Source organism: Enterobacter sp. ECC-175, assembly GCF_043968675.1.
Classification (GTDB): Bacteria; Pseudomonadota; Gammaproteobacteria; order Enterobacterales; family Enterobacteriaceae; genus Enterobacter.
Genome location: NZ_CP143776.1, coordinates 4,052,444 through 4,074,019, shown reverse-complemented (window position 1 = coordinate 4,074,019; position 21,576 = coordinate 4,052,444). Strand labels below are relative to the sequence as shown.

General features: G+C 59.5%; 17 protein-coding genes. 16 read left to right on the top strand and 1 reads right to left on the bottom strand.

Features of this window, described 5'->3' with window-relative positions; all coding sequences use genetic code 11:
• Positions 1-265 precede the first annotated feature (265 nt).
• Positions 266-622: a hypothetical protein gene (locus tag V1599_RS19340; RefSeq protein ID WP_112009618.1), complete on the bottom strand. Its 357-nt coding sequence runs from the start codon at positions 620-622 to the stop codon at positions 266-268.
• Positions 623-1,373: 751 nt separating this feature from the next.
• Between V1599_RS19340 and tssB the strand changes: the two genes are divergently transcribed.
• The 16 genes from tssB to V1599_RS19260 all read left to right on the top strand — a co-directional run bounded on the left by tssB (position 1,374) and on the right by V1599_RS19260 (position 21,538).
• Positions 1,374-1,865 (top strand): type VI secretion system contractile sheath small subunit, encoded by a 492-nt coding sequence (gene tssB, locus V1599_RS19335; protein WP_112009617.1) that lies wholly within the window; start codon positions 1,374-1,376, stop codon positions 1,863-1,865.
• A 41-nt stretch (positions 1,866-1,906) separates the two neighbouring features.
• Complete coding sequence (gene tssC, locus V1599_RS19330; RefSeq protein ID WP_395300306.1) at positions 1,907-3,442, top strand: type VI secretion system contractile sheath large subunit; 1,536 nt, start codon at positions 1,907-1,909, stop codon at positions 3,440-3,442.
• A 12-nt stretch (positions 3,443-3,454) separates the two neighbouring features.
• Positions 3,455-4,795, top strand: coding sequence for a type VI secretion system baseplate subunit TssK (gene tssK, locus V1599_RS19325; RefSeq protein WP_395300671.1), 1,341 nt, complete (start codon positions 3,455-3,457; stop codon positions 4,793-4,795).
• Entirely contained in the window at positions 4,792-5,481 is a 690-nt protein-coding gene (tssL, locus tag V1599_RS19320) for a type VI secretion system protein TssL, short form (protein ID WP_395300670.1), read from the top strand. The genes tssK and tssL overlap by 4 nt, the downstream gene beginning before the upstream one ends.
• Entirely contained in the window at positions 5,478-7,187 is a 1,710-nt protein-coding gene (locus V1599_RS19315) for an OmpA family protein (RefSeq protein WP_395300669.1), read from the top strand. The genes tssL and V1599_RS19315 overlap by 4 nt, the downstream gene beginning before the upstream one ends.
• Before the next feature lies 1 nt (position 7,188).
• Positions 7,189-7,680 (top strand): type VI secretion system effector Hcp, encoded by a 492-nt coding sequence (gene hcp, locus V1599_RS19310; RefSeq protein ID WP_046885950.1) that lies wholly within the window; start codon positions 7,189-7,191, stop codon positions 7,678-7,680.
• 287 nt (positions 7,681-7,967) lie between these two features.
• On the top strand, positions 7,968-10,610 hold the full coding sequence (gene tssH, locus V1599_RS19305) for a type VI secretion system ATPase TssH (protein ID WP_395300668.1): 2,643 nt from the start codon (positions 7,968-7,970) through the stop codon (positions 10,608-10,610).
• Positions 10,607-12,982, top strand: coding sequence for a type VI secretion system Vgr family protein (locus tag V1599_RS19300; RefSeq protein ID WP_395300667.1), 2,376 nt, complete (start codon positions 10,607-10,609; stop codon positions 12,980-12,982). Before tssH ends, V1599_RS19300 begins: the two co-directional genes overlap by 4 nt.
• Complete coding sequence (locus V1599_RS19295; protein ID WP_395300666.1) at positions 12,975-13,781, top strand: DUF4123 domain-containing protein; 807 nt, start codon at positions 12,975-12,977, stop codon at positions 13,779-13,781. The genes V1599_RS19300 and V1599_RS19295 overlap by 8 nt, the downstream gene beginning before the upstream one ends.
• Before the next feature lie 94 nt (positions 13,782-13,875).
• On the top strand, positions 13,876-14,376 hold the full coding sequence (locus V1599_RS19290; protein ID WP_395300665.1) for a DUF3304 domain-containing protein: 501 nt from the start codon (positions 13,876-13,878) through the stop codon (positions 14,374-14,376).
• A gap of 36 nt (positions 14,377-14,412) precedes the next feature.
• A complete protein-coding gene (locus tag V1599_RS19285) occupies positions 14,413-14,928 on the top strand; it encodes a DUF3304 domain-containing protein (RefSeq protein ID WP_395300664.1) in 516 nt (171 codons plus the stop codon).
• Between the two features lie 36 nt (positions 14,929-14,964).
• Complete coding sequence (locus tag V1599_RS19280; protein ID WP_395300663.1) at positions 14,965-15,462, top strand: DUF3304 domain-containing protein; 498 nt, start codon at positions 14,965-14,967, stop codon at positions 15,460-15,462.
• Between the two features lie 33 nt (positions 15,463-15,495).
• Positions 15,496-16,005: a DUF3304 domain-containing protein gene (locus V1599_RS19275; RefSeq protein WP_395300662.1), complete on the top strand. Its 510-nt coding sequence runs from the start codon at positions 15,496-15,498 to the stop codon at positions 16,003-16,005.
• The gene (locus V1599_RS19270) at positions 15,993-18,305 is read left to right on the top strand and encodes a T6SS phospholipase effector Tle1-like catalytic domain-containing protein (protein WP_395300661.1); all 2,313 of its coding nucleotides are present in this window, start codon (positions 15,993-15,995) and stop codon (positions 18,303-18,305) included. Before V1599_RS19275 ends, V1599_RS19270 begins: the two co-directional genes overlap by 13 nt.
• Before the next feature lie 77 nt (positions 18,306-18,382).
• Positions 18,383-20,761: a type VI secretion system Vgr family protein gene (locus tag V1599_RS19265; protein WP_395300660.1), complete on the top strand. Its 2,379-nt coding sequence runs from the start codon at positions 18,383-18,385 to the stop codon at positions 20,759-20,761.
• Positions 20,762-21,538 carry a DUF4123 domain-containing protein gene (locus V1599_RS19260; protein ID WP_395300659.1) on the top strand — a complete coding sequence of 259 codons (777 nt, stop codon included), beginning with the start codon at positions 20,762-20,764 and terminating at the stop codon, positions 21,536-21,538. It abuts the gene before it with no gap.
• The last annotated feature ends 38 nt before the right edge of the window (positions 21,539-21,576 follow it).

The following is a 21,576-nucleotide window of genomic DNA, read 5'->3' as shown; positions in this document are numbered from 1 at the left end:
AACGTCGCTAAAATAGAGTTTAAGATAGGGTAAAGTATTTGTGGTTTTGATATATGATGTATTCTTATGTTTTTTTCATAAATTATGGCGAATAGTGAATGTTATGCTACGGCACAGGAAATAATAATGCGCGCAAGCCGAGTAGAAAAAAATACCCCAATAAATTCGTTGAGATAATACGATGGATGTATGAGTTTTTCGGTGACGCAAGCGAAGCCGCAAAATGAAAAAAGGCCGCGAGGGCGGCCTTTTGAACGAGCGTGGATTACTCGGTAACTTTTTTCTCTAAATCGCTGGCACCTTGCTTGGTTTTGTTCCAGCCTTTCTCTGCACCTTCTTTAGTGGCATCCCACCCTTTTTCAGTGCCTTCTTTGGTTTTATGCCAGGCTTTCTGTGAATCTTCACTCACCTTGCTGCCAAAGCTCTCGCTTTTACCTTCAGCGGCGTGCTGCTGCTTAAGCTTCAGCTCTTCACCCTTGTTCTGCTCTTCATGCAGCTTTTGCTTTGCGTCGTTGGCGTTAGCGTTTGCCGCAGCTACGGTGTCGTCAGTTGCGTGTGTAGTTGCAGCAAAAACGGGAGAAGCCAGCAGAACGGCAGACAGTGCAATGATTGTTTTTTTCATAATATCCTCATTTAACGTTTCGGTTATGAGCGGGATTCAGCATGACATAAGCGAGCCGGTGAGTCTCCAGGAAAAAACTGTAAGTGGATCGTGGCGCTATCGCGAGGGGCTTTCTTATAAGAATGAGCACATGTAAGAAAATATATCCCGGAAGCATTAGCTCTGGCCATGAGCCTGCGTAGAGGATTCACGCTTTCAATTAATAAGGCGGTCGAGGGTATTTATGTAGTGAATTTTTCATTGATGGGTTTTTGCATAATGTATGGAATCGAACTTATCTTTTGCGTTTTGTATCCTGGCTCACGGTTTTTTCTGCAAGAAAATTCCTAGGTTTTTTCTCGGATTTAAGAAGATATATCATATTATTAATGAAAGTCTTATTATGGACCCAGTGTAAGGAGCATAACGGTTTGAATTTCTTTTTACGCTGTGTATCTTATGCTCCCCGCAAGGTGTGCTTTTTCTGTATTGATAAATATCAATTTACGGCCCGTAAGGTTGTATTGAGCCAATATTTTTAACATAATTAGATAATCATTCTTTCATTTGTTTAATAAGTAGTGACTCCACCCTCTTTTACGCTGCGTTTGCAGTAGGCTTCTCTCCTCAATTCAGAAGAAAATTCTTAATAAAATTCCTAAAATGGATCATTGATCTGCTAAGTTGATCTTGGGTGGATTTTTATTCTATTATGGCTTCGCTAAAAAACCGCTGTTCAATTACTCTTCATTCCTTAAGGAAAGGGACTGCTATGGCTGATACGTTCCAGAACGAAGTGCCTAAGGCACGCATCAATTTAAAACTGGCTTTACACACGGGGGGAGCGCAAAAGAAAGTTGAATTGCCTCTGAAGCTATTGACCGTTGGCGATTTCAGTAATGGCAAAGAGTCCCGTCCGTTATCTGAAAGAGAGAAAATCAACGTCAACAAAAATAACTTCAACAGCGTGCTCTCAGAATTTTCTCCGGAAGTAAATCTTACCGTCAAGAATACGCTGGCGGGCGACGGCTCGGAAGAGAGCGTGAAATTACGCTTCTCAGATATGAAAGACTTCGAGCCAGAGCAGGTTGCACGCCAGATCCCTCAGCTGCGCGCCATGCTGGCCATGCGTAATTTATTACGCGACCTCAAATCCAATCTGCTGGATAACGCCACTTTCAGAAAAGAGCTCGAGAAAATTCTTAAAGATCCGGCGCTGTCCCAGGAATTACGCGATGAGATGAGCGCGCTTGCCCCGAAATAAGGCGCGCACGTTTTTTTAATGGATTACACGAGAGAATGCTGATGTCTGTTAATACTGAAACAAGCCCGGCACAGGGGCAAACCACGGTTCTTGAGAAAGAGGGCGTTTACGCGTCTCTTTTTGAAAAAATTAATCTTGCTCCGGCGTCAAGCCTGGGCGATATCAACGCGTTTCTGGACGATGCGGCGCTGTCCGAAGCCCCGGCGGGCGAACGCCTGACCGCCGCGATGCAGGTCTTCATGGACTGCATCCGCAAGTCCGGACAGCAGGTGGAAAAACTCGACAAAACGCTGATTGACCACCACATCGCCGAGCTGGACTTCCAGATCAGCCGCCAGCTCGACGCGGTGATGCACCACAACGAGTTCCAGAAGGTGGAATCCCTGTGGCGCGGCCTGAAGCAGCTGGTGGACAACACCGACTACCGCCAGAACGTGAAAACCGAAATCCTGGACGTCTCCAAAGACGACCTGCGTCAGGACTTCGAAGATGCGCCTGAACTGATTCAAAGCGGCCTGTACTGGCACACCTACACCGCCGAGTATGACACCCCGGGCGGCGAGCCGATTGGTTCGGTCATCTCCTCCTACGAATTCGACGCCAGCCCGCAGGACATCGCGCTGCTGCGCAACATCTCCAAAGTCTCTGCCGCTGCGCACATGCCGTTTATCGGCTCCGTGGGCCCGAAATTCTTCCTGAAGGATTCGATGGAAGAGGTGGCCGCAATTAAGGATATCGGCAACTACTTCGACCGCGCGGAATACATCAAGTGGAAATCCTTCCGCGACACCGACGACTCCCGCTACATCGGGCTGGTGATGCCGCGCGTGCTGGGCCGCCTGCCGTACGGTCCGGACACCGTGCCGGTGCGCAGCTTCAACTACGTTGAGCAGGTGAAGGGCCCGGATCACGAGAAGTACCTGTGGACCAGCGCGTCGTTCGCCTTCGCCTCCAACATGGTGAAGAGCTTCATCAACAACGGCTGGTGCGTGCAGATTCGCGGTCCGCAGGCGGGCGGCGCGGTGAAAGACCTGCCGATCCACCTGTATGACCTCGGCACCGGCAACCAGGTGAAAATCCCGTCCGAGGTGATGATCCCGGAAACCCGCGAGTTCGAGTTCGCCAACCTGGGCTTCATTCCGCTCTCCTACTACAAGAACCGCGACTACGCGTGCTTCTTCTCGGCGAACTCCACCCAGAAGCCGGCCCTGTACGACACCGCGGACGCGACCGCCAACAGCCGCATCAACGCGCGCCTGCCGTACATCTTCCTGCTGTCGCGCATTGCGCACTACCTGAAGCTGATCCAGCGCGAAAACATCGGTACGACGAAAGACCGTCGCCTGCTGGAGCTGGAGCTGAACACCTGGGTGAAAGGGCTGGTGACGGAAATGACCGATCCGGGCGACGAGCTGCAGGCGTCACACCCGCTGCGCGACGCGAAGGTGGTGGTGGAAGACATCGAGGACAACCCGGGCTTCTTCCGCGTGCGTCTGTATGCGGTGCCGCACTTCCAGGTGGAAGGGATGGACGTGAATCTGTCTCTGGTCAGCCAGATGCCGAAAGCGAAAGCGTAAAACAGGACGAAAATGAAGACGGAATTACCGTTATGGGGGCGGGGGATTATGGTCTCGCCCCAGCATTTTCAACAGCAGGCTGCGTATGCAGCCTGGTCTGCTGAATGCATTGCGCAGATGGGGCTTAATCACCCCTGGGGGATCATTGACGCGAGCTTTGAAACGGACGCCCTGAAGCTTGGGCGCCTGCAGGCCCGCCGGCTGCATCTCCGTTTTCAGGACGGCACGCTGATCGACACGGAAAACGCCGATGCGCTCCCTCCCGCGCTCTCGCTGGATAACGACCTGCAGGACGTGGTGGTGTTGCTGGCGCTCCCTCTGATGCGGGCAAACGGCGGCAACTGCCTGAAGCCTGATGAAGTGGCCGAGCGTCCGACACGCTATCGCCAGCGCTGGCACGATGTACGCAATCAGTTTGGTGACGACTCCCGACAGATTGCGGTACTGCAGCCGGAGCTGACGCTGCGCTTTGCGCATCAAAACAACAGTGATTATCTGACCTGCCCGGTGGCCCGCCTTCAGCAGGACACCCAGGGCGGCTGGCGGATTGATGAAGCGTTCCTCCCGCCGCTGCTGACGCTGCAAAGCAGCCGCTGGCTGATGGCTCAGCTTGAGCAATTGCTGACGCAGCTTCGTGCCCGCCTGACGCGCCTGATGTCGATGCGCAGGGAAAGCAACGAGCGGATGGCCGATTTTGCCGTGGCCGACGTCTCTCTGTTCTGGCTACTCAACGCGCTTAACAGCGCAGAACCGGTACTCGGTCAGTTTCAGCGCACGCCGCAAAGCGCGGTTGAGCGGCTGTATCCGGAGCTGGCGCGCCTTGCCGGCAGCCTTCTGACGTTCTCTCTGGCACACCAGGTCAGTGCTATCCCTGTCTACCAGCATGAAAACCTGAACGCCGTTTTCCCGCCGCTGTTTGATTTGCTCAGCGATCTGCTGGAGGCCAGCCTGCCGTCGCGCGTGGTGGCGATCGCGCTGGAGCATAACGCGCGGCTGCACTTCTGGCAGGCACGCCTTCACGATCCGCGCCTGCGCGAAGGCGCCGACTATTACCTCTCCGTTCGCTCGCCGGTACCGGTGGCACAGCTGCACGAGCAGTTCCCTCGCCAGTGCAAGGCCGGCAGCCCGGATCACGTCAGGGCGATCGTCAACTCCTCGCGCGAGGGTATCCCGCTGACGCCGCTGCGCCACGTGCCCGCGGCGATCCCGCTGCGTCTCGAAAACCAGTATTTCAGCCTCGACGTTTCCCATCCTCTGGCGATCGAAATGCTGGAGAGCGGCAGCTGCATGTTTTATGTCCCGGGCATGCTCGGGGAGCCAGAACTTGAACTCTTTGCGGTGCTGAGAACATGAGTGAGCATATGCGCGGCCAGGCCGCGCCTGTCGATATCGACGCGCTATTGCAGGACACCTGGCTGCAGGTTATCAGCCTGCGCCACGGCCCCCGGTTCCAGGAAGGTGAAGGGCGTCAGCTTTGGGAACGCTGCGTGGCCGATGCCGAGCGAGTGCAGCGCATCCTTAAAGAAAGCGGCATGGATGAGGCCAGCTGCAGGCACATTCTTACGGCGCAGTGCGCGCTGCTTGACGAAGCCGTCAAGGGCCGGGGCGTGGAGGATGATGCCTGCGTTCAGTGGTATGACATTCCTTTGCAGGGGCATTTCCTCGGCACGATGGACGCCGGGGATACGCTCTGCGATCGGATGCGCGACGTGCTGCGCGAACCGGCGCCGGACGACGCCGTGCTGACCTGTTTTCAGCGCGTCATGATGCTGGGCTTCCTCGGCAGCTACCGTTCTCTGAACGATCCTGAACGCCAGCGCCTGGTTAAGGCTCTCAGCGAGCGCGTTCAGCCTTTTAGCTATCCGCAGAATCACCCGATACTGGCTGAAAGCCACGCCGGCTGGGGAATGAGCGGCTGGTTTTCCTCCTGGCCGGTGCGTATCGGCGTTTGCGCGTTCGTCATCGCCGCGCTCTGGTGGGGGCTTGACGGCTGGCTGGATCGGATGCTCGCCACCCTGCTGCCTGGAGCGGTGAAATGAGTCCTGCACAACAGCGCGGGCTGGCCCTGTGGGCGGCTTTCCTCAGCATCGTGCTCTGCCTCGCATTTCTTCCGGTTTCTCGGATCTTATCCCTCTTTATTCTGTCCGGGATGCTGGGCGTGATTTTTGTCGCCTGGCTTGCAGCCAGCCGCATGGCCCGTAACGAAAGCAACCTTCACATCGATAATCTTCCTGAAGCCACCTGGCGCCAGCCGGTGGTACTGGTTTGCGGTGATTTACCGCAGGCATGGCCGGAACGGTCGCAGGTGCTGACCGTGCCCCAGGGCTGCTGGATCAGGGTTGAAGAGTCGCAGGATCTGGTACAGGTCGCCCGATACGTGCTGCGTCAGCGTCCCCACTGGGGGCGTCAGCTTTCGGTGATGGTCAGCGTCTGCCCGCAGAAGCATGCGGACAGTGAGGCGTTAACCAGCCATCTGCTGACGCTTCGCTGGCAAATCAGCCAGCTGCGTCGTGAATCCGGCCATACCGTGCCCGTGGTGCTGAACGGTCTGGTGGGCAGCTCAATGATGGACGACATGCTCTGGCAGGCGGCCATTTCCGGCGAGGGCATTCGCGTATGGCGTGCGTCTTCCGCGCCAAGCCCGATTTCAGCCTGGGTGACAACGGGCGGCGCGATGGCAATGCAGCAGCAGGTCCTGATGAACAGCCTGATGACCTGGTTCCGGGTCCACGTCAAGGACGTGTTCATCAGCGACGAGTCGGATATTCCGGTGATTGCGCCAACCGCGGTGCTGTGGGGGTTAGGGCCTATTCTGTCGGGAAGCCTGGCATCCTCCGCCTGGACATCATGGCTGTCGCGCCATACCTCCATGCATCACGTCACAGGCTGGCAGCCGGTGGGAACGGACACGACGGTGATGTCCCTTTTCCCGGACTTTGTTTTGCCTCTGCTGCCTGAAGGCCAGGGCCTCACGCCGCGCACCCGAACCTGGCGCTGTGCGCTGGGCATTTTTACCCTGGCGGCCGTTGCCGCCCTGCTCAGCAGCGCCTGGAATAACCGCATGTTGATCCAGCGTCTGAGCTTCGATATCCGGCACTACGATCGCATTGCAATGGACAACTACGCGCCGAAGGCGCGCGCCGTGCAGGTACTGCGTGAGGATGCCGCGCAGCTTGATCGCTGGGCGCGTAATGGCGAGCCCATGGATATGAGCCTCGGGCTGTACCACGGTGAACGCTTACGCATCCCCGTACTGGACGCTATTCGTTCATACGTGCCGCCACCGCCGCCGCCAAAACCGGTCGAAAAAGCCGTCCCTAAAATTGTCCGCCTCAACAGCATGTCGCTGTTCGACACCGGCAAATGGGCGCTGAAGCCCGGCTCCACCAAGCTGCTGGTGAACTCGCTGGTGGGCATCAAGGCGAAGCCCGGCTGGCTCATCGTGGTGGCCGGTCACACCGACAGCACCGGCGACGACAAATCCAACCAGGTGCTTTCGCTCAAGCGCGCGGAATCGGTGCGCGACTGGATGCGCGATACCGGCGACGTGCCGGAAAGCTGTTTCGCGGTGCAGGGCTATGGCGAAAGCCGCCCGATCGCAACCAACGACACGACCGAAGGCCGGGCGCTGAACCGCCGTGTCGAAATCAGCCTGGTGCCGCAGGCGAACGCCTGCCAGCTGCCGGGCGCAACAACCGCGTCACAGGATATACGTGACGTTTCAACTCAAGAAATGGAGAAATAACATGGCAATTCCAGTCTATCTGTGGCTCAAGGACGACGGCGGCGCGGACATCAAAGGGTCTGTGGACGTTAAGGACCGCGAGGGCAGCATCGAGGTGGTGGCGCAGGAGCACAACCTGTACATCCCGACCGACAACAACACCGGCAAGCTGACCGGCACGCGTATCCACACGCCGTTCCTGTTCACCAAGGAAATCGACTCCTCCAGCCCGTACCTGTACAAGGCGGTGACCACCGGCCAGACCCTGAAATCGGCTGAATTCAAGTGGTACAAAATCAACGACGCGGGCCAGGAAGTGGAGTACTTCAACACCAAACTGGAAAACGTGAAGGTGGTGAAGGTGAACCCGCTGATGCACGACGTCAAGGATCCGTCCTTCGAGAAGCACAACCATCTGGAACAGATTGAGCTGCGCTACGAAAAAATCACCTGGACCTATAAAGACGGCAACATCATTCATTCCGATTCCTGGAACGAACGCACAACTGCGTAATTACCCGTCATCCTTCGCGCCGCAGGTGCGTTGGCTGCGTTCGCTCACCCCGGTCACATAGTTATCTATGCTCCCGGGGATTCGCGAACTTGCCGCCTTCCTGCGACGCGAATGATTTAGGGTAATCGTCTTTGCGGACAGGAAACCCTGTCCGCCGTTTTTGCTGAGCGCCTGCCATAACGGACGCTCAGCAAAGAACACACAATCTGCCTGCCTGACCTGATGCGCTTTGGTAAGTAAACAGCGAGGGGCGGTAGCGTGCCCGGAACTGATAAAGAGAGAGTCTCATGGAAAATCCAGCCGTTCTGTTACGTCGTCTTAATCCCTACTGCGCCCGCGCGATGGAAGGGGCCGCCTCCCTGTGCCAGACCCGCGCGCACGCGGAAATCCTCCCCGAGCACTGGCTGCTGAAGCTGCTGGAGCAGGGCGAAGGGGACATCACGGTGATTGCCCGCCGCTACGAGTGGGACATGGACGCGATATGGCAGGACCTGCTGGCGTTTCTCGACCGGCTGCCGCGCTCGGTGCGCGGCCGCCCGGAGCTCTCTGACGGCATCCGCACCCTGATGCAGAACGCGTGGCTGCACGCCTCGCTGGCGGGGGAAACGCAGATCCGAAGCGTGCACCTGCTGATGGCGATTGTCGAAAAGCCGTCGCTGGCGCGCTGTGACGGCCTGTGGCCGCTGACCACCACCGGGCTGAGCCAGCTCGAGCGCCTGCGCGGGCTGCTGGACGCGCAGTCCGACGAGCGCGAAGAGGTGCAGCAGGAAGAAGAATTGGCCAAAAGTGACGAGGTGGCGTTCGTGGGCCGTCCGGTGAATGCGGATATAAAGGAAGGGGAGCTCAGCCCGGCGCTGCAGAGCGCGCTGGATAAGTTCACCCTCGACGTCACCGCCCGCGCGCGGGACGGCAAAATCGACCCGGTATTTGGCCGCGACAATGAAATCCGCCAGATGGTGGACATCCTCTCACGCCGGCGCAAGAACAACCCGATTCTGGTGGGCGAGCCGGGCGTGGGCAAAACCGCGCTGGTCGAGGGGCTGGCGCTGCGCATTGCCGAAGGCAACGTCCCGGACAGCCTGAAGCCGGTCTCCGTGCGCACCCTCGACCTCGGCCTGCTGCAGGCGGGCGCGGGCGTGAAGGGCGAGTTCGAGCAGCGCCTGAAAAACATCATTGAGGCGGTGCAGCAGTCGCCGCTGCCGGTGCTCCTTTTCATTGATGAGGCGCACACCATCATCGGCGCGGGCAACCAGGCGGGCGGCGCGGATGCCGCCAACCTGCTCAAGCCCGCCCTGGCGCGCGGCGAGCTGCGCACCATCGCCGCCACCACCTGGAGCGAGTACAAGCAGTACTTCGAGCGCGACGCCGCGCTGGAGCGCCGCTTCCAGATGGTCAAGGTGGACGAGCCGGACGACGACACCGCCTGCCTGATGCTGCGCGGCCTCAAGTCCCGCTACGCGGAGCACCACGGCGTGCACATCACCGACGAGGCGGTTCGCGCCGCCGTCACCCTCTCCAGGCGCTACCTGACGGGCCGACAGCTGCCGGATAAAGCCGTTGACCTGCTCGACACCGCCTCCGCGCGCGTGCGCATGAGCCTCGACACCGTGCCCGAGCCGCTGACCCGCATGAAGGCGCAGCTCACCGCGCTGGATATGGAGAAGCAGGCGCTGCTGGAGGATATCGCGGTCGGGAGCACCTCCCACGGCGAGCGCCTGGCGGCGATTGAGCAGGAGGAGGGCCGCATCCTTCTGGCGCTCGGGGCGCGGGAAGCCCAGTACGGCGACGAGCTGAAGCTGACGGAGCAGCTGCTGGCCTGCCGCCAGGACATCTCCCGCCAGGCGGACATCGCGGACCTGCAGCGCCAGCTCGGCGACGTGCAGCAGGGCAGCCCGCTGCTGGGGCTGGACGTGGACGCCCGCACCGTGGCAACGGTGATTGCCGACTGGACCGGCGTGCCGCTCTCCTCGTTAATGAAGGACGAGCAGACGGAGCTGCTGAGCCTGGAAGAGAGCCTGGCCACGCGCGTGGTGGGCCAGGACGCCGCGCTGAACGCCATCGCGCAGCGCCTGCGCGCCGCCAAAACCGGCCTCGCGCCGGAGAACGGCCCGCAGGGCGTGTTCCTGCTGGTCGGCACCAGCGGCACCGGCAAGACCGAGACCGCGCTGGCGCTGGCCGACGAGCTGTTCGGCGGCGAAAAATCCTTAATCACCATCAACCTCTCCGAGTACCAGGAGCCGCACACCGTCAGCCAGCTCAAGGGCTCGCCTCCGGGCTACGTCGGCTACGGCCAGGGCGGCATCCTCACCGAGGCGGTGCGCAAGCGCCCGTACAGCGTGGTGCTGCTTGATGAGGTCGAGAAGGCGCACCGGGACGTGATGAACCTGTTTTACCAGGTCTTTGACCGCGGGTTTATGCGCGACGGCGAGGGGCGCGAAATCGACTTCCGCAACACGGTTATTCTGATGACCTCCAACCTCGGCAGCGACCACCTGATGCAGCTGCTGAATGAATCCCCGGAAGCGACGGAGGCAGATCTGCACGAGCTGCTGCGCCCGATCCTGCGCGACCACTTCCAGCCCGCGCTGCTGGCGCGCTTCCAGACGGTGATTTACCGCCCGCTGGGCCAGGCGGCGATGCGCACCATCGTCGGCATGAAGCTGAGCCAGGTGAGCAAACGCCTGGCGCGCCACTACGGCATGAAGACCGCGATCGCCGACGGCCTGATGGACGCGCTGACGGACGCCTGCCTGCTGCCGGACACCGGGGCGCGCAACATCGACAGCCTGCTGAACCAGCAGATCCTGCCGGTACTGAGCCAGCAGCTGCTGACGCACATGGCGGCGGGGCAGAAGCCTGAGTCGCTGAGCCTGGGCTGGGACGAGGAAGAGGGGATTGTGCTTGAGTTCAGCGCGGGAGAGGCACCATGAGCACAAATCCCGTAACCCGTTTTACTCACAGCCACCACCTGCTTTCGGTGAAGGACTGCCCGTCCACGACGGACGTGCTGGCCTTTACGGGCAGCGACGCGCTGAGCGTGCCGTTCAGCTACCGCATTGAGTTCACCAGCGATAACCACGCCATCGGCCGGGAGATGATGCTGATGAAGCCCGCGTCGCTGACCCTGCAGGCGCCGGTGGACCAGGGCTTTGGCATCAGGATGCAGCAGCCGGTGCGGGTGATTCAGGGGGTGGTGAGCGGGTTCGAGCGGCTCGGCACCTCGAAGGACGAGACGCACTACGCGCTGACCCTGCAGCCGCGCCTGGCGCTGCTGTCGCGCTCGCACCAGAGCGCGATTTACCAGGACATGTCGGTTCCGCAGATAGTGGAGAAAATCCTGCGCGAGCGCCACGGCCTGCGCGGGCAGGACTTCCTGTTCTCGCTTTCAAAAGAGTATCCGCGCCGGGAGCAGGTGATGCAGTACGGCGAGGACGACCTGCGCTTCATCACCCGCCTGCTGGGCGAGGTGGGCATCTGGTTCCGCTTCACCACCGACACGCGGCTCAACATCGACGTGGTGGAGTTCTGCGACGGGCGGCAGGGGTATGAGAAGGGGCTGACGCTGCCGTCGGTGCCGCCGTCGGGCCAGCACGCGCAGGGCGCGGACTCGGTGTGGGGCATGCAGTGCCGCCACAGCGTGGTGCAGAAGCAGGTCAGCACGCGGGACTACAACTACCGCCAGGCGAATGAGGACATGAACGCCCTCGCGGACGTGACGGGCGGCGACGCCACCACCTACGGCGAGGCGTACCACTACGCGGACAACTACCTGACGGCGGGCGGGGCGTACGACCGCAGCCCGGCGCCGGAGACGGGGGCGTTTTACGCCCGGCTGCGCCACGAGCGCTACCTGAACGGGCAGACGCGGCTGTCGGGGGTGACCGGCAGCCCGGCGGTGGCGCCGGGCCAGGTGCTGACCGTGACGGGCGGGTTTGAGGTGCCGGAGGCGTTTGCGCGCGGGGTGGTCATCACCGCGACGGAGAGCGAGGCCCGCCGGGACCGGGACTTTGAGGTGCGCTTCACGGGGATACCGGACGGCGCGGAGACGGCCTTCCGCCCGGAGCCGGGAAAGCGCCCGGTGATGGCCGGGACGCTGCCGGCGCGGGTGACCAGCACCACGGAAAACGACGCCTACGGGCACATCGACAAGGACGGGCGCTACCGGGTCAACATGCTGTTTGACCGGGATAACTGGGAGACCGGGTTCGAGAGCCTGTGGGTGCGCCAGTCCCGCCCGTACGCGGGGGACACCTACGGGCTGCACCTGCCGCTGCTGGCGGGAACGGAGGTGGCGATAGGCTTTGAGGACGGCAACCCGGACCGGCCGTACATTGCCGGGGTGCTGCACGACTCGGCGCACGGGGACCACGTCACCATCCGCAACTATAAGCGCAACGTGCTGCGCACGCCGTCGAACAACAAAATCCGCCTGGACGACGAGCGCGGGAAGGAGCACATCAAGGTCAGCACGGAGTACGGCGGCAAGAGCCAGCTGAACCTGGGGCACCTGGTGGACGGCGAGAAGAAACCGCGCGGAGAGGGGTTTGAGCTCAGGACGGACAGCTGGGGCGCGATACGGGCGCAGAAGGGTCTGTTCATCACGGCGGACGGTCAGGCGAAGGCGCAGGGTGAGGTGCGGGAGATGGCGGCGGCCATCAGCCTGCTGAAGGGGGCGGTTAACCAGGTGAGCGGGTGGGGAAGCATCGCGCAGACGCACCACAACGCGGCCCCGGACGCGGAGCCGCTGAGCGCGCTGGCCTCCGGCGCGGGCGAGCTTAAAGAGCCTGCGCTGCTGATGTCCGCGCCGAAGGGCATTGCCGCGGTGACGCCGGAAACGACGCTGCTGCACAGCGGAAAAGGGCTGTATCTGCAGAGTCTGGGGGAGGTGAACGTCAGCACGGCGCAGCGCTACTCGGTGAACGCGAGCCAGGGGATATCGGTGCTGGCGCACCGGGAGGGGATGCGGCTGGTGTCGGCAAAGGGCCCGCTGGCGGTGGAGTCGCATGCGGACACGCTGTCGCTGACGTCGCTGAAGGACGTAACGGTGCAGTCGACGCAGGGGCATCTTCAGCTGACGGCGAAAAACGGCATCACGCTGGCGTGCGGAGGGGCGTACATTCAGCTGACGCCGGAGGGCGAGGTGAAGGTGCACGGTCCGGGGCTGCTGAGCCTGAAGGGGCAGCACCAGTGGACGAGCCCCGCGAGCCAGGACTATCCGCTGCCGGAGCTGCCCTCGTCGGTGTGCAAGGAATGTCTGAAGAAGGCGCAAGAAGAGGCGATGGGAGTGGTGCTGCGTGGATAAATCATCAGGCGCGGCGGCTTGCGTCGCTGAACAGTGGCTTGAACAGTCAGAGTTTTTAAGCCGAAATGCCGGTCTCGACTACATCGATGTCATTATTGACTTCACGGGATCCGGTCGAACGACAAAAGATCTTTTCTGTGAATTTACGCCGGAAATTCGATACGCATCTCTGTATGAGGGGATGCCGGAGGAAGGCGTGAAGGACGAAGGGCCAGTAGTGGCGCGTTTCTTCTGGTCTGAAGGGCAACACCGAATGTTTCTGGAAGAGCTTATGCGTTTCTGGGGAAGCGCGTCTCGCTTAATGTTGCTCATCAGTCCGCTGGTGTTTGATCAATGTAAAAACCATCTTTTGGCGCTGTCGCAGTTTGAATGGGGAGAGCAGGGCGGCATTTTACGGTTTTACGACAGCCGGGTGTTTCCGTCGCTGTTAAGCCATGCATTATCCGAGGAGCAGCAGGCGCAATTTACGCGTATTGCATTTTTCTGGGGATGGCTTGACCGCGATAGCCGTCAGGCCTGGAAAGCGGGAAGTATTGGGCCAGACTGCCGGGTTCTCCCCAAACCCGAAAAACTGACGTTAAGCGACCAGCAGATTGAAATAATTGGGTGTATCAGCGATGCCGATATGCTGTCCCGTAAGATTGACCGGGCTGACATTCTCCCTGAAGAAAAATTTCGAAAATGTTTTGATGCCGCGCTGGCAGCCAGTCGGGAAGGGTACTGGGGCGCGCTTGATGAGTATGTTCAGCGGCTCGGTTTGTTCAGTGAGAGTGAGAAAAATGGCGAAACGGGTGTTTAATCTGAATATTGACCGCTCATAACAAGATAAAAAAGGTTGATGTTAAAAAGAGAGCATTAATATTACCGGGTAAAAATTCAGGCAGGAGGCGCAGGTGTTCAAAAGGATGCTTTTTATTCTGACCATCGTGATGGTGTCGGGGTGCTCCCGTGCGGGAAACGGTGATGACTATACGGCGGGGGATTTACGGGCAAAAAACCATGTCGCGGGACAGAGTATTAACTGGTTTAGTGTGAATGGCTATGGTGCTTCCGGATTGGGTGGTGGAGTCTGCTGCGTCATGCTGCCCATGAAATGGACGCCGGGTCTGAAAGCGCATATTGAGTGGGAAGTCGATCCTGAACCATATGCCCGCTTACCATCTCTCGGAACTGATGAATTTCGTAAAGCCTATGCTCGTCATGCCGCAAATTATCAGAAGCACAGCACAGTGGTAGATATCCCGGAGTATGGGGAAAAGCGCTGCGGTATAACGGTGCATTTTCTGCCGTGTAACCAGGTGAAGGTAACGACGGTCTGCGAGGGATACGGCACGCCGGGCTATCCGATTAAAGAGCCGATGAATATGAAGGAGCCTGCACAATGTCCGCAATAAAACTGGCGCAACGGAATATCTGTTCAGGAGAGAATGATGCTTAAAAGGATGCTTTTTATTCTGACCATCGTGATGGTGTCGGGGTGCTCGCGGGCGGGAAACAGCGATGACTATACGGCGGGGGATATCCGCGGGATAAATCATACTCCGAACGTCATTAACTATGTGAAGGTTAATGGTCATGGTGGCCCCAATATTGGGGCTTACGGTGAAGGTGGAGGATATTGCTGCGTCATGCTGCCCATGAAATGGACGCCGGATCTGAAAGCGCATATTGAGTGGGAAGTTGATCCAAAAACCGCGTCCAAATTCCCAGGTTACAAAGACTGGGAAAAATATAAAAAATGGGAAAAAGAAGTTAAAGCCAGCTATCAGAAGCACAGCACAGTGGTAGATATCCCGGAGTATGGGGAAAAGCGCTGCGGTATAACGGTGCATTTTCTGCCGTGTAACCAGGTGAAGGTAACGACGGTCTGCGAGGGATACGGCACGCCGGACTATCCGATTAAAGAGCCGATGAATATGAAGGAGCCTGCGCAATGTCCGCAATAAAACTGGCGCAACGGAATATCTGTTCAGGAGAGAATGATGCTTAAAAGGATGCTTTTTATTCTGACCATCGTGATGGTGTCAGGGTGCTCGCGGGCGGGAAACGGTGATGACTATACGGCGGGGGATATTCGCGGGTTTAATCATACACAGCAGGGGATAAATTATTTTACGGTAAACGGTTATGGTGGTCGTTTAACAGGTAACAGCTGCTGCGTCATGCTGCCCATGAAATGGACGCCGGATCTGAAAGCGCATATTGAGTGGGAAGTTGATCCTGACACAGCCTCTCCATTTCCCGGCTATCAAGACAGGGAAAAATATAAAAAATGGGAAAAAGAAGTTAAAGCCAGCTACCAGAAGCACAGCACAGTGGTAGATATCCCGGAGTATGGAGAAAAGCGCTGCGGTATAACGGTGCATTTTCTGCCGTGTAACCAGGTGAAGGTGACGACGGTGTGCGAGGGATACGGCACGCCGGACTATCCGATTAAAGAGCCGATGAATATGAAGGAGCCTGCACAATGTCCGCAATAAAACTGGCGCAACGGAATATCTGTTCAGGAGAGAATGATGCTTAAAAGGATGCTTTTTATTCTGACCATTGTGATGGTGTCGGGGTGCTCGCGGGCGGGAAACGGCGATGACTATACGGCGGGAGATTTACGGGCAAAAAACCATGTCGCGGGACAGAGTATTAACTGGTTTAGTGTGAATGGCTATGGTGCTTCCGGATTGGGTGGTGGAGTCTGCTGCGTCATGCTGCCTATGAAATGGACGCCGGGTCTGAAAGCGCATATTAAGTGGGAAGTCGATCCTAATCCAACTGAAGATATTCCAATGAAAAAGGAAGGGTTCGGTTATGAAGAGGATGCTTATGCTCGCCATGCCGCAAATTACCAGAAGCACAGCACAGTGGTAGATATCCCGGAGTATGGAGAAAAGCGCTGCGGTATAACGGTGCATTTTCTGCCGTGTAACCAGGTGAAGGTGACGACGGTGTGCGAGGGATACGGCACGCCGGACTATCCGATTAAAGAGCCGATGAATATGAAGGAGCCTGCACAATGTCCACGGTAAGCCTTGGGCTGCCCTGCTGGGCCCCGCCGGTGTTCCCGGAAGGGGGGCGTCTGGCGCTGACGCCCGAGCAGGTTAACGCGAACTATAAAAAGCAGACGCGTGAGGAGGAGAAGTTCAAACTGGAGCTAAGCGAGCAGGCAGAATGCCGCGTCGGCTTTACGTGCAGCCAGAGCCTGCACATTAGCCTGTTTTTTGACGGAACCGGTAACAACGAAAAACACGATACGACGGTTGCTGATCCCCCACATCCCACAAATATCGCGAAGCTGTTTCATGCGACTTATCAGGATGCAGAAGATAAAGGCTATTTCCGATACTACATTCCCGGCGTCGGCACCCCGTTCCCTAAAATTAACGAGTTAGACTACAGTACGTCCGGGCTGGCCTTTGCCGCGGGTGGCGAGGACCGCATCAACTGGGGGCTGCTGCGCCTGGTGGATGCGCTGATGTATGCCATCACCCCCACTCATCAGCGTCTGGACGACAGCGTTGCCCGGGCGCGGCTGCCCGACATGCGCGCCCACTGGCCGATTACCGGCGAGGTGAACCGGCGCAACGCCATCAACGCGCTGCTGGCTCCGCTCAAGGCGCAGGTCAGACAGGCCAGGCCGCACCTGCTGGCGGTGAAGCTGTTTGTTTACGGTTTCTCGCGCGGGGCCGCAGAGGCGCGTACCTTCGTTAGCTGGCTGACGGAGCTGTTTACCGCACCGCAGGAGGGCGGGCAGCCTGAGATGAGCCTGCTGGGACTGCCGGTAAGCGTTGAATTTCTCGGTATTCTGGATACGGTGCCCTCCGTGGGTATCGCGCACGTTGCGCCGGGTGCCACGGGGCATATGGGATGGGCCGACGGTACCCAGCAGCTGCCGGACGAGCGTCGCTTCCCGGGGCTGATACGCTGCTGCCGCCACTTTATCGCTGCCCACGAGCAGCGGCTCAGCTTCCCGCTGGACTCCGTGCGCCGACCGGACGGTAGCTATCCACCGAATACTCTGGAGGTGGTCTATCCGGGCATGCACTCCGACGTGGGGGGCGGCTACCCGCCAGGAGATCAGGGGAAATCGCCGGGTGGGGTGGGGGAGGTGTTATCGCAGATTGTTCTTCACGATCTGTATCTTGCGGCTTTTGAGGCTGGTGCTCCATTATCGGTTATACCAAAAGCCATAACGCCATTAATAAAGCCTCTACAGCCGTCGCGAATAATGTCTCCAGAGAGTTTGAATGAATTTACATTGAGCGCAACGTTAATCAAACGCTTCAACCTTTGGCGTCAGACCTTAATGGACGCCGTGCCGGACGACGAGAAAAATGCCGTTTCCCCTGAGCCGGGCTATCGGCCTTATCAGCTTCCGCACGTTCTGGAGAGCGCAATTATCGGGCAGATGGCCTGGATGACGGCGTGGCGCATTGGGCGCTATGCGCACCATAGCCTGCTGACGCAGCCTTTTTATGTTGATGCACCGCAGCTGCCACCTGGTGAACTTCCACAGGAAGAAAAAGACTACACCAAAAAACAGGCGGACATAGTCAATAAGCGTAAGGATATTGACCGCTCTAAGCCGGGCTGGCAGGACACCGTCGAGCAGGGCATACCCGATTACGATCCCACCAACGCGCAGTATCAGCTGCGTGAAGCCGCCCGCGAGTTTGAGCACGACTATCGAAACTGGTATCGGGATATCAACGGCAGCTTGGTGGAAAAAGCGAAACAAATTGCTCTGGACGTTATACCTAAAGAGCCGGTCTATTTGCTCAACGGTGACGATGAGAAAGCTGAGTATCAGCAGATGCGCGACGGCGGCGACTATTACTACATTCGCCTGTTTACCGACAGGCTGGGAACGGGCATTCGGACGCATCCAGGCGCAGAACTGCTGGCGCTGTATGACGAGCAAATCCACGATTCCCGGGCGTGGTTTATGCAAAGCTCAATGGGAGGAAGGGAGCCCTGGGGCGGCTACTTCCGCTATCGAATGATCTACTTTGGTGACATGGCCAACAAGCAGGTCCAGCTGATTTCCGTGGACGGCAGGGTAGTGGGCGCGTCTGCCACGTCGAACCGGGTGGAATATACGGTAGAAACCCGGGAAGAAGCAGGCCGGCTGACCGAGGTGCACAGGGTGAAAGATCTGGCCAGCGGGCAGGTACAGACGTTATCCCCGGCTGCGATGCTGCCCGCGGATGCCGCGCCGGTCCAGGTGGCCGCCCGACAACAGTCCCTTATTGCCAGCGCCCGGCACCAGGAGATGATCAGTGCAGTTTCGTCTCGTTTGCAGCAGTCTGGGATCAGGATCGTCAGTTAAGTCCGCTTTCGCCATCCACCATAGCGGGACAACAAAAGGATTGACCCTTAAGTCAGCACGGCCACAGGAGAGGCACCATGAGCACAAATCCCGTAACCCGGTTCACCCACAGCCACCATCTGCTTTCGGTGAAGGACTGCCCGTCCACGACGGACGTGCTGGCCTTTACGGGCAGCGACGCGCTGAGCGTGCCGTTCAGCTACCGCATTGAGTTCACCAGCGATAACCACGCCATCGGCCGGGAGATGATGCTGATGAAGCCCGCGTCGCTGACCCTGCAGGCGCCGGTGGACCAGGGCTTTGGCATCAGGATGCAGCAGCCGGTGCGGGTGATTCAGGGGGTGGTGAGCGGGTTCGAGCGGCTCGGCACCTCGAAGGACGAGACGCACTACGCGCTGACCCTGCAGCCGCGCCTGGCGCTGCTGTCGCGCTCGCACCAGAGCGCGATTTACCAGGACATGTCGGTTCCGCAGATAGTGGAGAAAATCCTGCGCGAGCGCCACGGCCTGCGCGGGCAGGACTTCCTGTTCTCGCTTTCAAAAGAGTATCCGCGCCGGGAGCAGGTGATGCAGTACGGCGAGGACGACCTGCGCTTCATCACCCGCCTGCTGGGCGAGGTGGGCATCTGGTTCCGCTTCACCACCGACACGCGGCTCAACATCGACGTGGTGGAGTTCTGCGACGGGCGGCAGGGGTATGAGAAGGGGCTGACGCTGCCGTCGGTGCCGCCGTCGGGCCAGCACGCGCAGGGCGCGGACTCGGTGTGGGGCATGCAGTGCCGCCACAGCGTGGTGCAGAAGCAGGTCAGCACGCGGGACTACAACTACCGCCAGGCGAATGAGGACATGAACGCCCTCGCGGACGTGACGGGCGGCGACGCCACCACCTACGGCGAGGCGTACCACTACGCGGACAACTACCTGACGGCGGGCGGGGCGTACGACCGCAGCCCGGCGCCGGAGACGGGGGCGTTTTACGCCCGGCTGCGCCACGAGCGCTACCTGAACGGGCAGACGCGGCTGTCGGGGGTGACCGGCAGCCCGGCGATGGCGCCGGGCCAGGTGCTGACCGTGACGGGCGGGTTTGAGGTGCCGGAGGCGTTTGCACGCGGGGCGGTCATCACCGCGACGGAGAGCGAGGCCCGCCGGGACCGGGACTTTGAGGTGCGCTTTACGGGGATACCGGACGGCGCGGAGACGGCCTTCCGCCCGGAGCCGGGCACGCGTCCGGTGATGGCCGGGACGCTGCCGGCGCGGGTGACCAGCACCACGGAAAACGACGCCTACGGACACATCGACAAGGACGGGCGCTACCGGGTCAACATGCTGTTTGACCGCGACGGCTGGGAGACCGGGTTCGAGAGCCTGTGGGTGCGCCAGTCCCGGCCGTACGCGGGGGACACCTACGGGCTGCACCTGCCGCTGCTGGCGGGAACGGAGGTGGCGATAGGCTTTGAGGACGGCAACCCGGACCGGCCGTACATTGCCGGGGTGCTGCACGACTCGGCGCACGGGGACCACGTCACCATCCGCAACTATAAGCGCAACGTGCTGCGCACGCCGTCGAACAACAAAATCCGCCTGGACGACGAGCGCGGGAAGGAGCACATCAAGGTCAGCACGGAGTACGGCGGCAAGAGCCAGCTGAACCTGGGGCACCTGGTGGACGGCGAGAAGAAACCGCGCGGAGAGGGGTTTGAGCTCAGGACGGACAGCTGGGGCGCGATACGGGCGCAGAAGGGTCTGTTCATCACGGCGGACGGTCAGGCGAAGGCGCAGGGTGAGGTGCGGGAGATGGCGGCGGCCATCAGCCTGCTGAAGGGGGCGGTTAACCAGGTGAGCGGGTGGGGAAGCATCGCGCAGACGCACCACAACGCGGCCCCGGACGCGGAGCCGCTGAGCGCGCTGGCCTCCGGCGCGGGCGAGCTTAAAGAGCCTGCGCTGCTGATGTCCGCGCCGAAGGGCATTGCCGCGGTGACGCCGGAAACGACGCTGCTGCACAGCGGAAAAGGGCTGTATCTGCAGAGTCTGGGGGAGGTGAACGTCAGCACGGCGCAGCGCTACTCGGTGAACGCGAGCCAGGGGATATCGGTGCTGGCGCACCGGGAGGGGATGCGGCTGGTGTCGGCAAAGGGCCCGCTGGCGGTGGAGTCGCATGCGGACACGCTGTCGCTGACGTCGCTGAAGGACGTGACGGTGCAGTCGACGCAGGGGCATCTTCAGCTGACGGCGAAGAACGGCATCACGCTGGCGTGCGGAGGTGCGTACATTCAGCTGACGCCGGAGGGCGAGGTGAAGGTGCACGGCCCGGGGCTGCTGAGCCTGAAGGGGCAGCACCAGTGGACGAGCCCCGCGAGCCAGGACTATCCGCTGCCGGAGCTGCCCTCGTCGGTGTGCAGGGAGTGTCTGAAGAAGGCGCAGCGGCTCGCGCAAGGCTTTGTGCCGAGGGAGGCATAAATGAACATTACCGGTTGGATAAATTGGCTTCAGCAGACCTGCGCAGATATTGAAACGAATCATCTCGATTTCATTATCGATCAGTGCGGTATCGATTTTTCCGTTATTCCCGCGCTGCGGGAGTTTTCTTCCCGGCTTCAATGGCAGTCTCTTTATCAGGGGCTACCGGAGGATGCCCTGCCCGAAGAGGCTCCGGTCCTGGTGCGTATGACGCTCAGCGATCCTCAGCAGATGCAGTGGCTTAGCGAGCTGGTGCTGAAAACGCAAGACACCGCTCCGCTGATGGCGATATGTTCCCCATGGGCTTTTTCTGCGCTGGCGGAGTGGCTTACTGACTGCGTTGATGCAACGCACGAAGGGCGTGAGGGGCTGTTTCGGTACTTTGATGCGCGCATTTTCCCTTTCCTGTTCTCCGATATTCTTACGCCAGAGCAGCAGGTTCAGCTGCAGCGCCCGGCGCTGTTCTGGAGCTGGCTGGATCACGACGGCAATCCGGCTCTGCTGATGGGGAACGGCGCACAGCCAGCGAAAGAAGAAAAATGCAGCAAAATTGCCTTCAGCGACAACCAGTTCGAGCGCCTGATGTGCATCTGCGACGTTAAGCTGCTCCTTCGCCACCGGGACGTTCCGGCTGAGTGGTTTGCTTCTCTGGAAGAACGATTTTCAGCCTGTTATACGGCAATGGTTACCGCAACAGAAAAAAGGATCATGCTGGATAAAGCGCGAGAGGATTGGGTGATCGATTCGCTGAGAGAACGTCAGCATATCGAATCCTGAATGACCGTCTTGCGCCCGGCTGTCTCATTATTATTAAT

Bases quoted from the DNA above. Each gene is read 5' to 3' on its own strand.
- tssK (WP_395300671.1), top strand. From the start codon at position 3,455: ATGAAGACGGAATTACCGTTATGGGGGCGGGGGATTATGGTCTCGCCC.
- V1599_RS19270 (WP_395300661.1), top strand. From the start codon at position 15,993: ATGTCCACGGTAAGCCTTGGGCTGCCCTGCTGGGCCCCGCCGGTGTTC.
- hcp (WP_046885950.1), top strand. From the start codon at position 7,189: ATGGCAATTCCAGTCTATCTGTGGCTCAAGGACGACGGCGGCGCGGAC.
- V1599_RS19280 (WP_395300663.1), top strand. From the start codon at position 14,965: ATGCTTAAAAGGATGCTTTTTATTCTGACCATCGTGATGGTGTCAGGG.
- V1599_RS19315 (WP_395300669.1), top strand. From the start codon at position 5,478: ATGAGTCCTGCACAACAGCGCGGGCTGGCCCTGTGGGCGGCTTTCCTC.
- V1599_RS19265 (WP_395300660.1), top strand. From the start codon at position 18,383: ATGAGCACAAATCCCGTAACCCGGTTCACCCACAGCCACCATCTGCTT.
- tssC (WP_395300306.1), top strand. From the start codon at position 1,907: ATGTCTGTTAATACTGAAACAAGCCCGGCACAGGGGCAAACCACGGTT.
- V1599_RS19275 (WP_395300662.1), top strand. From the start codon at position 15,496: ATGATGCTTAAAAGGATGCTTTTTATTCTGACCATTGTGATGGTGTCG.
- V1599_RS19260 (WP_395300659.1), top strand. From the start codon at position 20,762: ATGAACATTACCGGTTGGATAAATTGGCTTCAGCAGACCTGCGCAGAT.
- tssL (WP_395300670.1), top strand. From the start codon at position 4,792: ATGAGTGAGCATATGCGCGGCCAGGCCGCGCCTGTCGATATCGACGCG.
- V1599_RS19340 (WP_112009618.1), bottom strand. From the start codon at position 622: ATGAAAAAAACAATCATTGCACTGTCTGCCGTTCTGCTGGCTTCTCCC.
- V1599_RS19300 (WP_395300667.1), top strand. From the start codon at position 10,607: ATGAGCACAAATCCCGTAACCCGTTTTACTCACAGCCACCACCTGCTT.
- V1599_RS19285 (WP_395300664.1), top strand. From the start codon at position 14,413: ATGCTTAAAAGGATGCTTTTTATTCTGACCATCGTGATGGTGTCGGGG.
- tssH (WP_395300668.1), top strand. From the start codon at position 7,968: ATGGAAAATCCAGCCGTTCTGTTACGTCGTCTTAATCCCTACTGCGCC.
- tssB (WP_112009617.1), top strand. From the start codon at position 1,374: ATGGCTGATACGTTCCAGAACGAAGTGCCTAAGGCACGCATCAATTTA.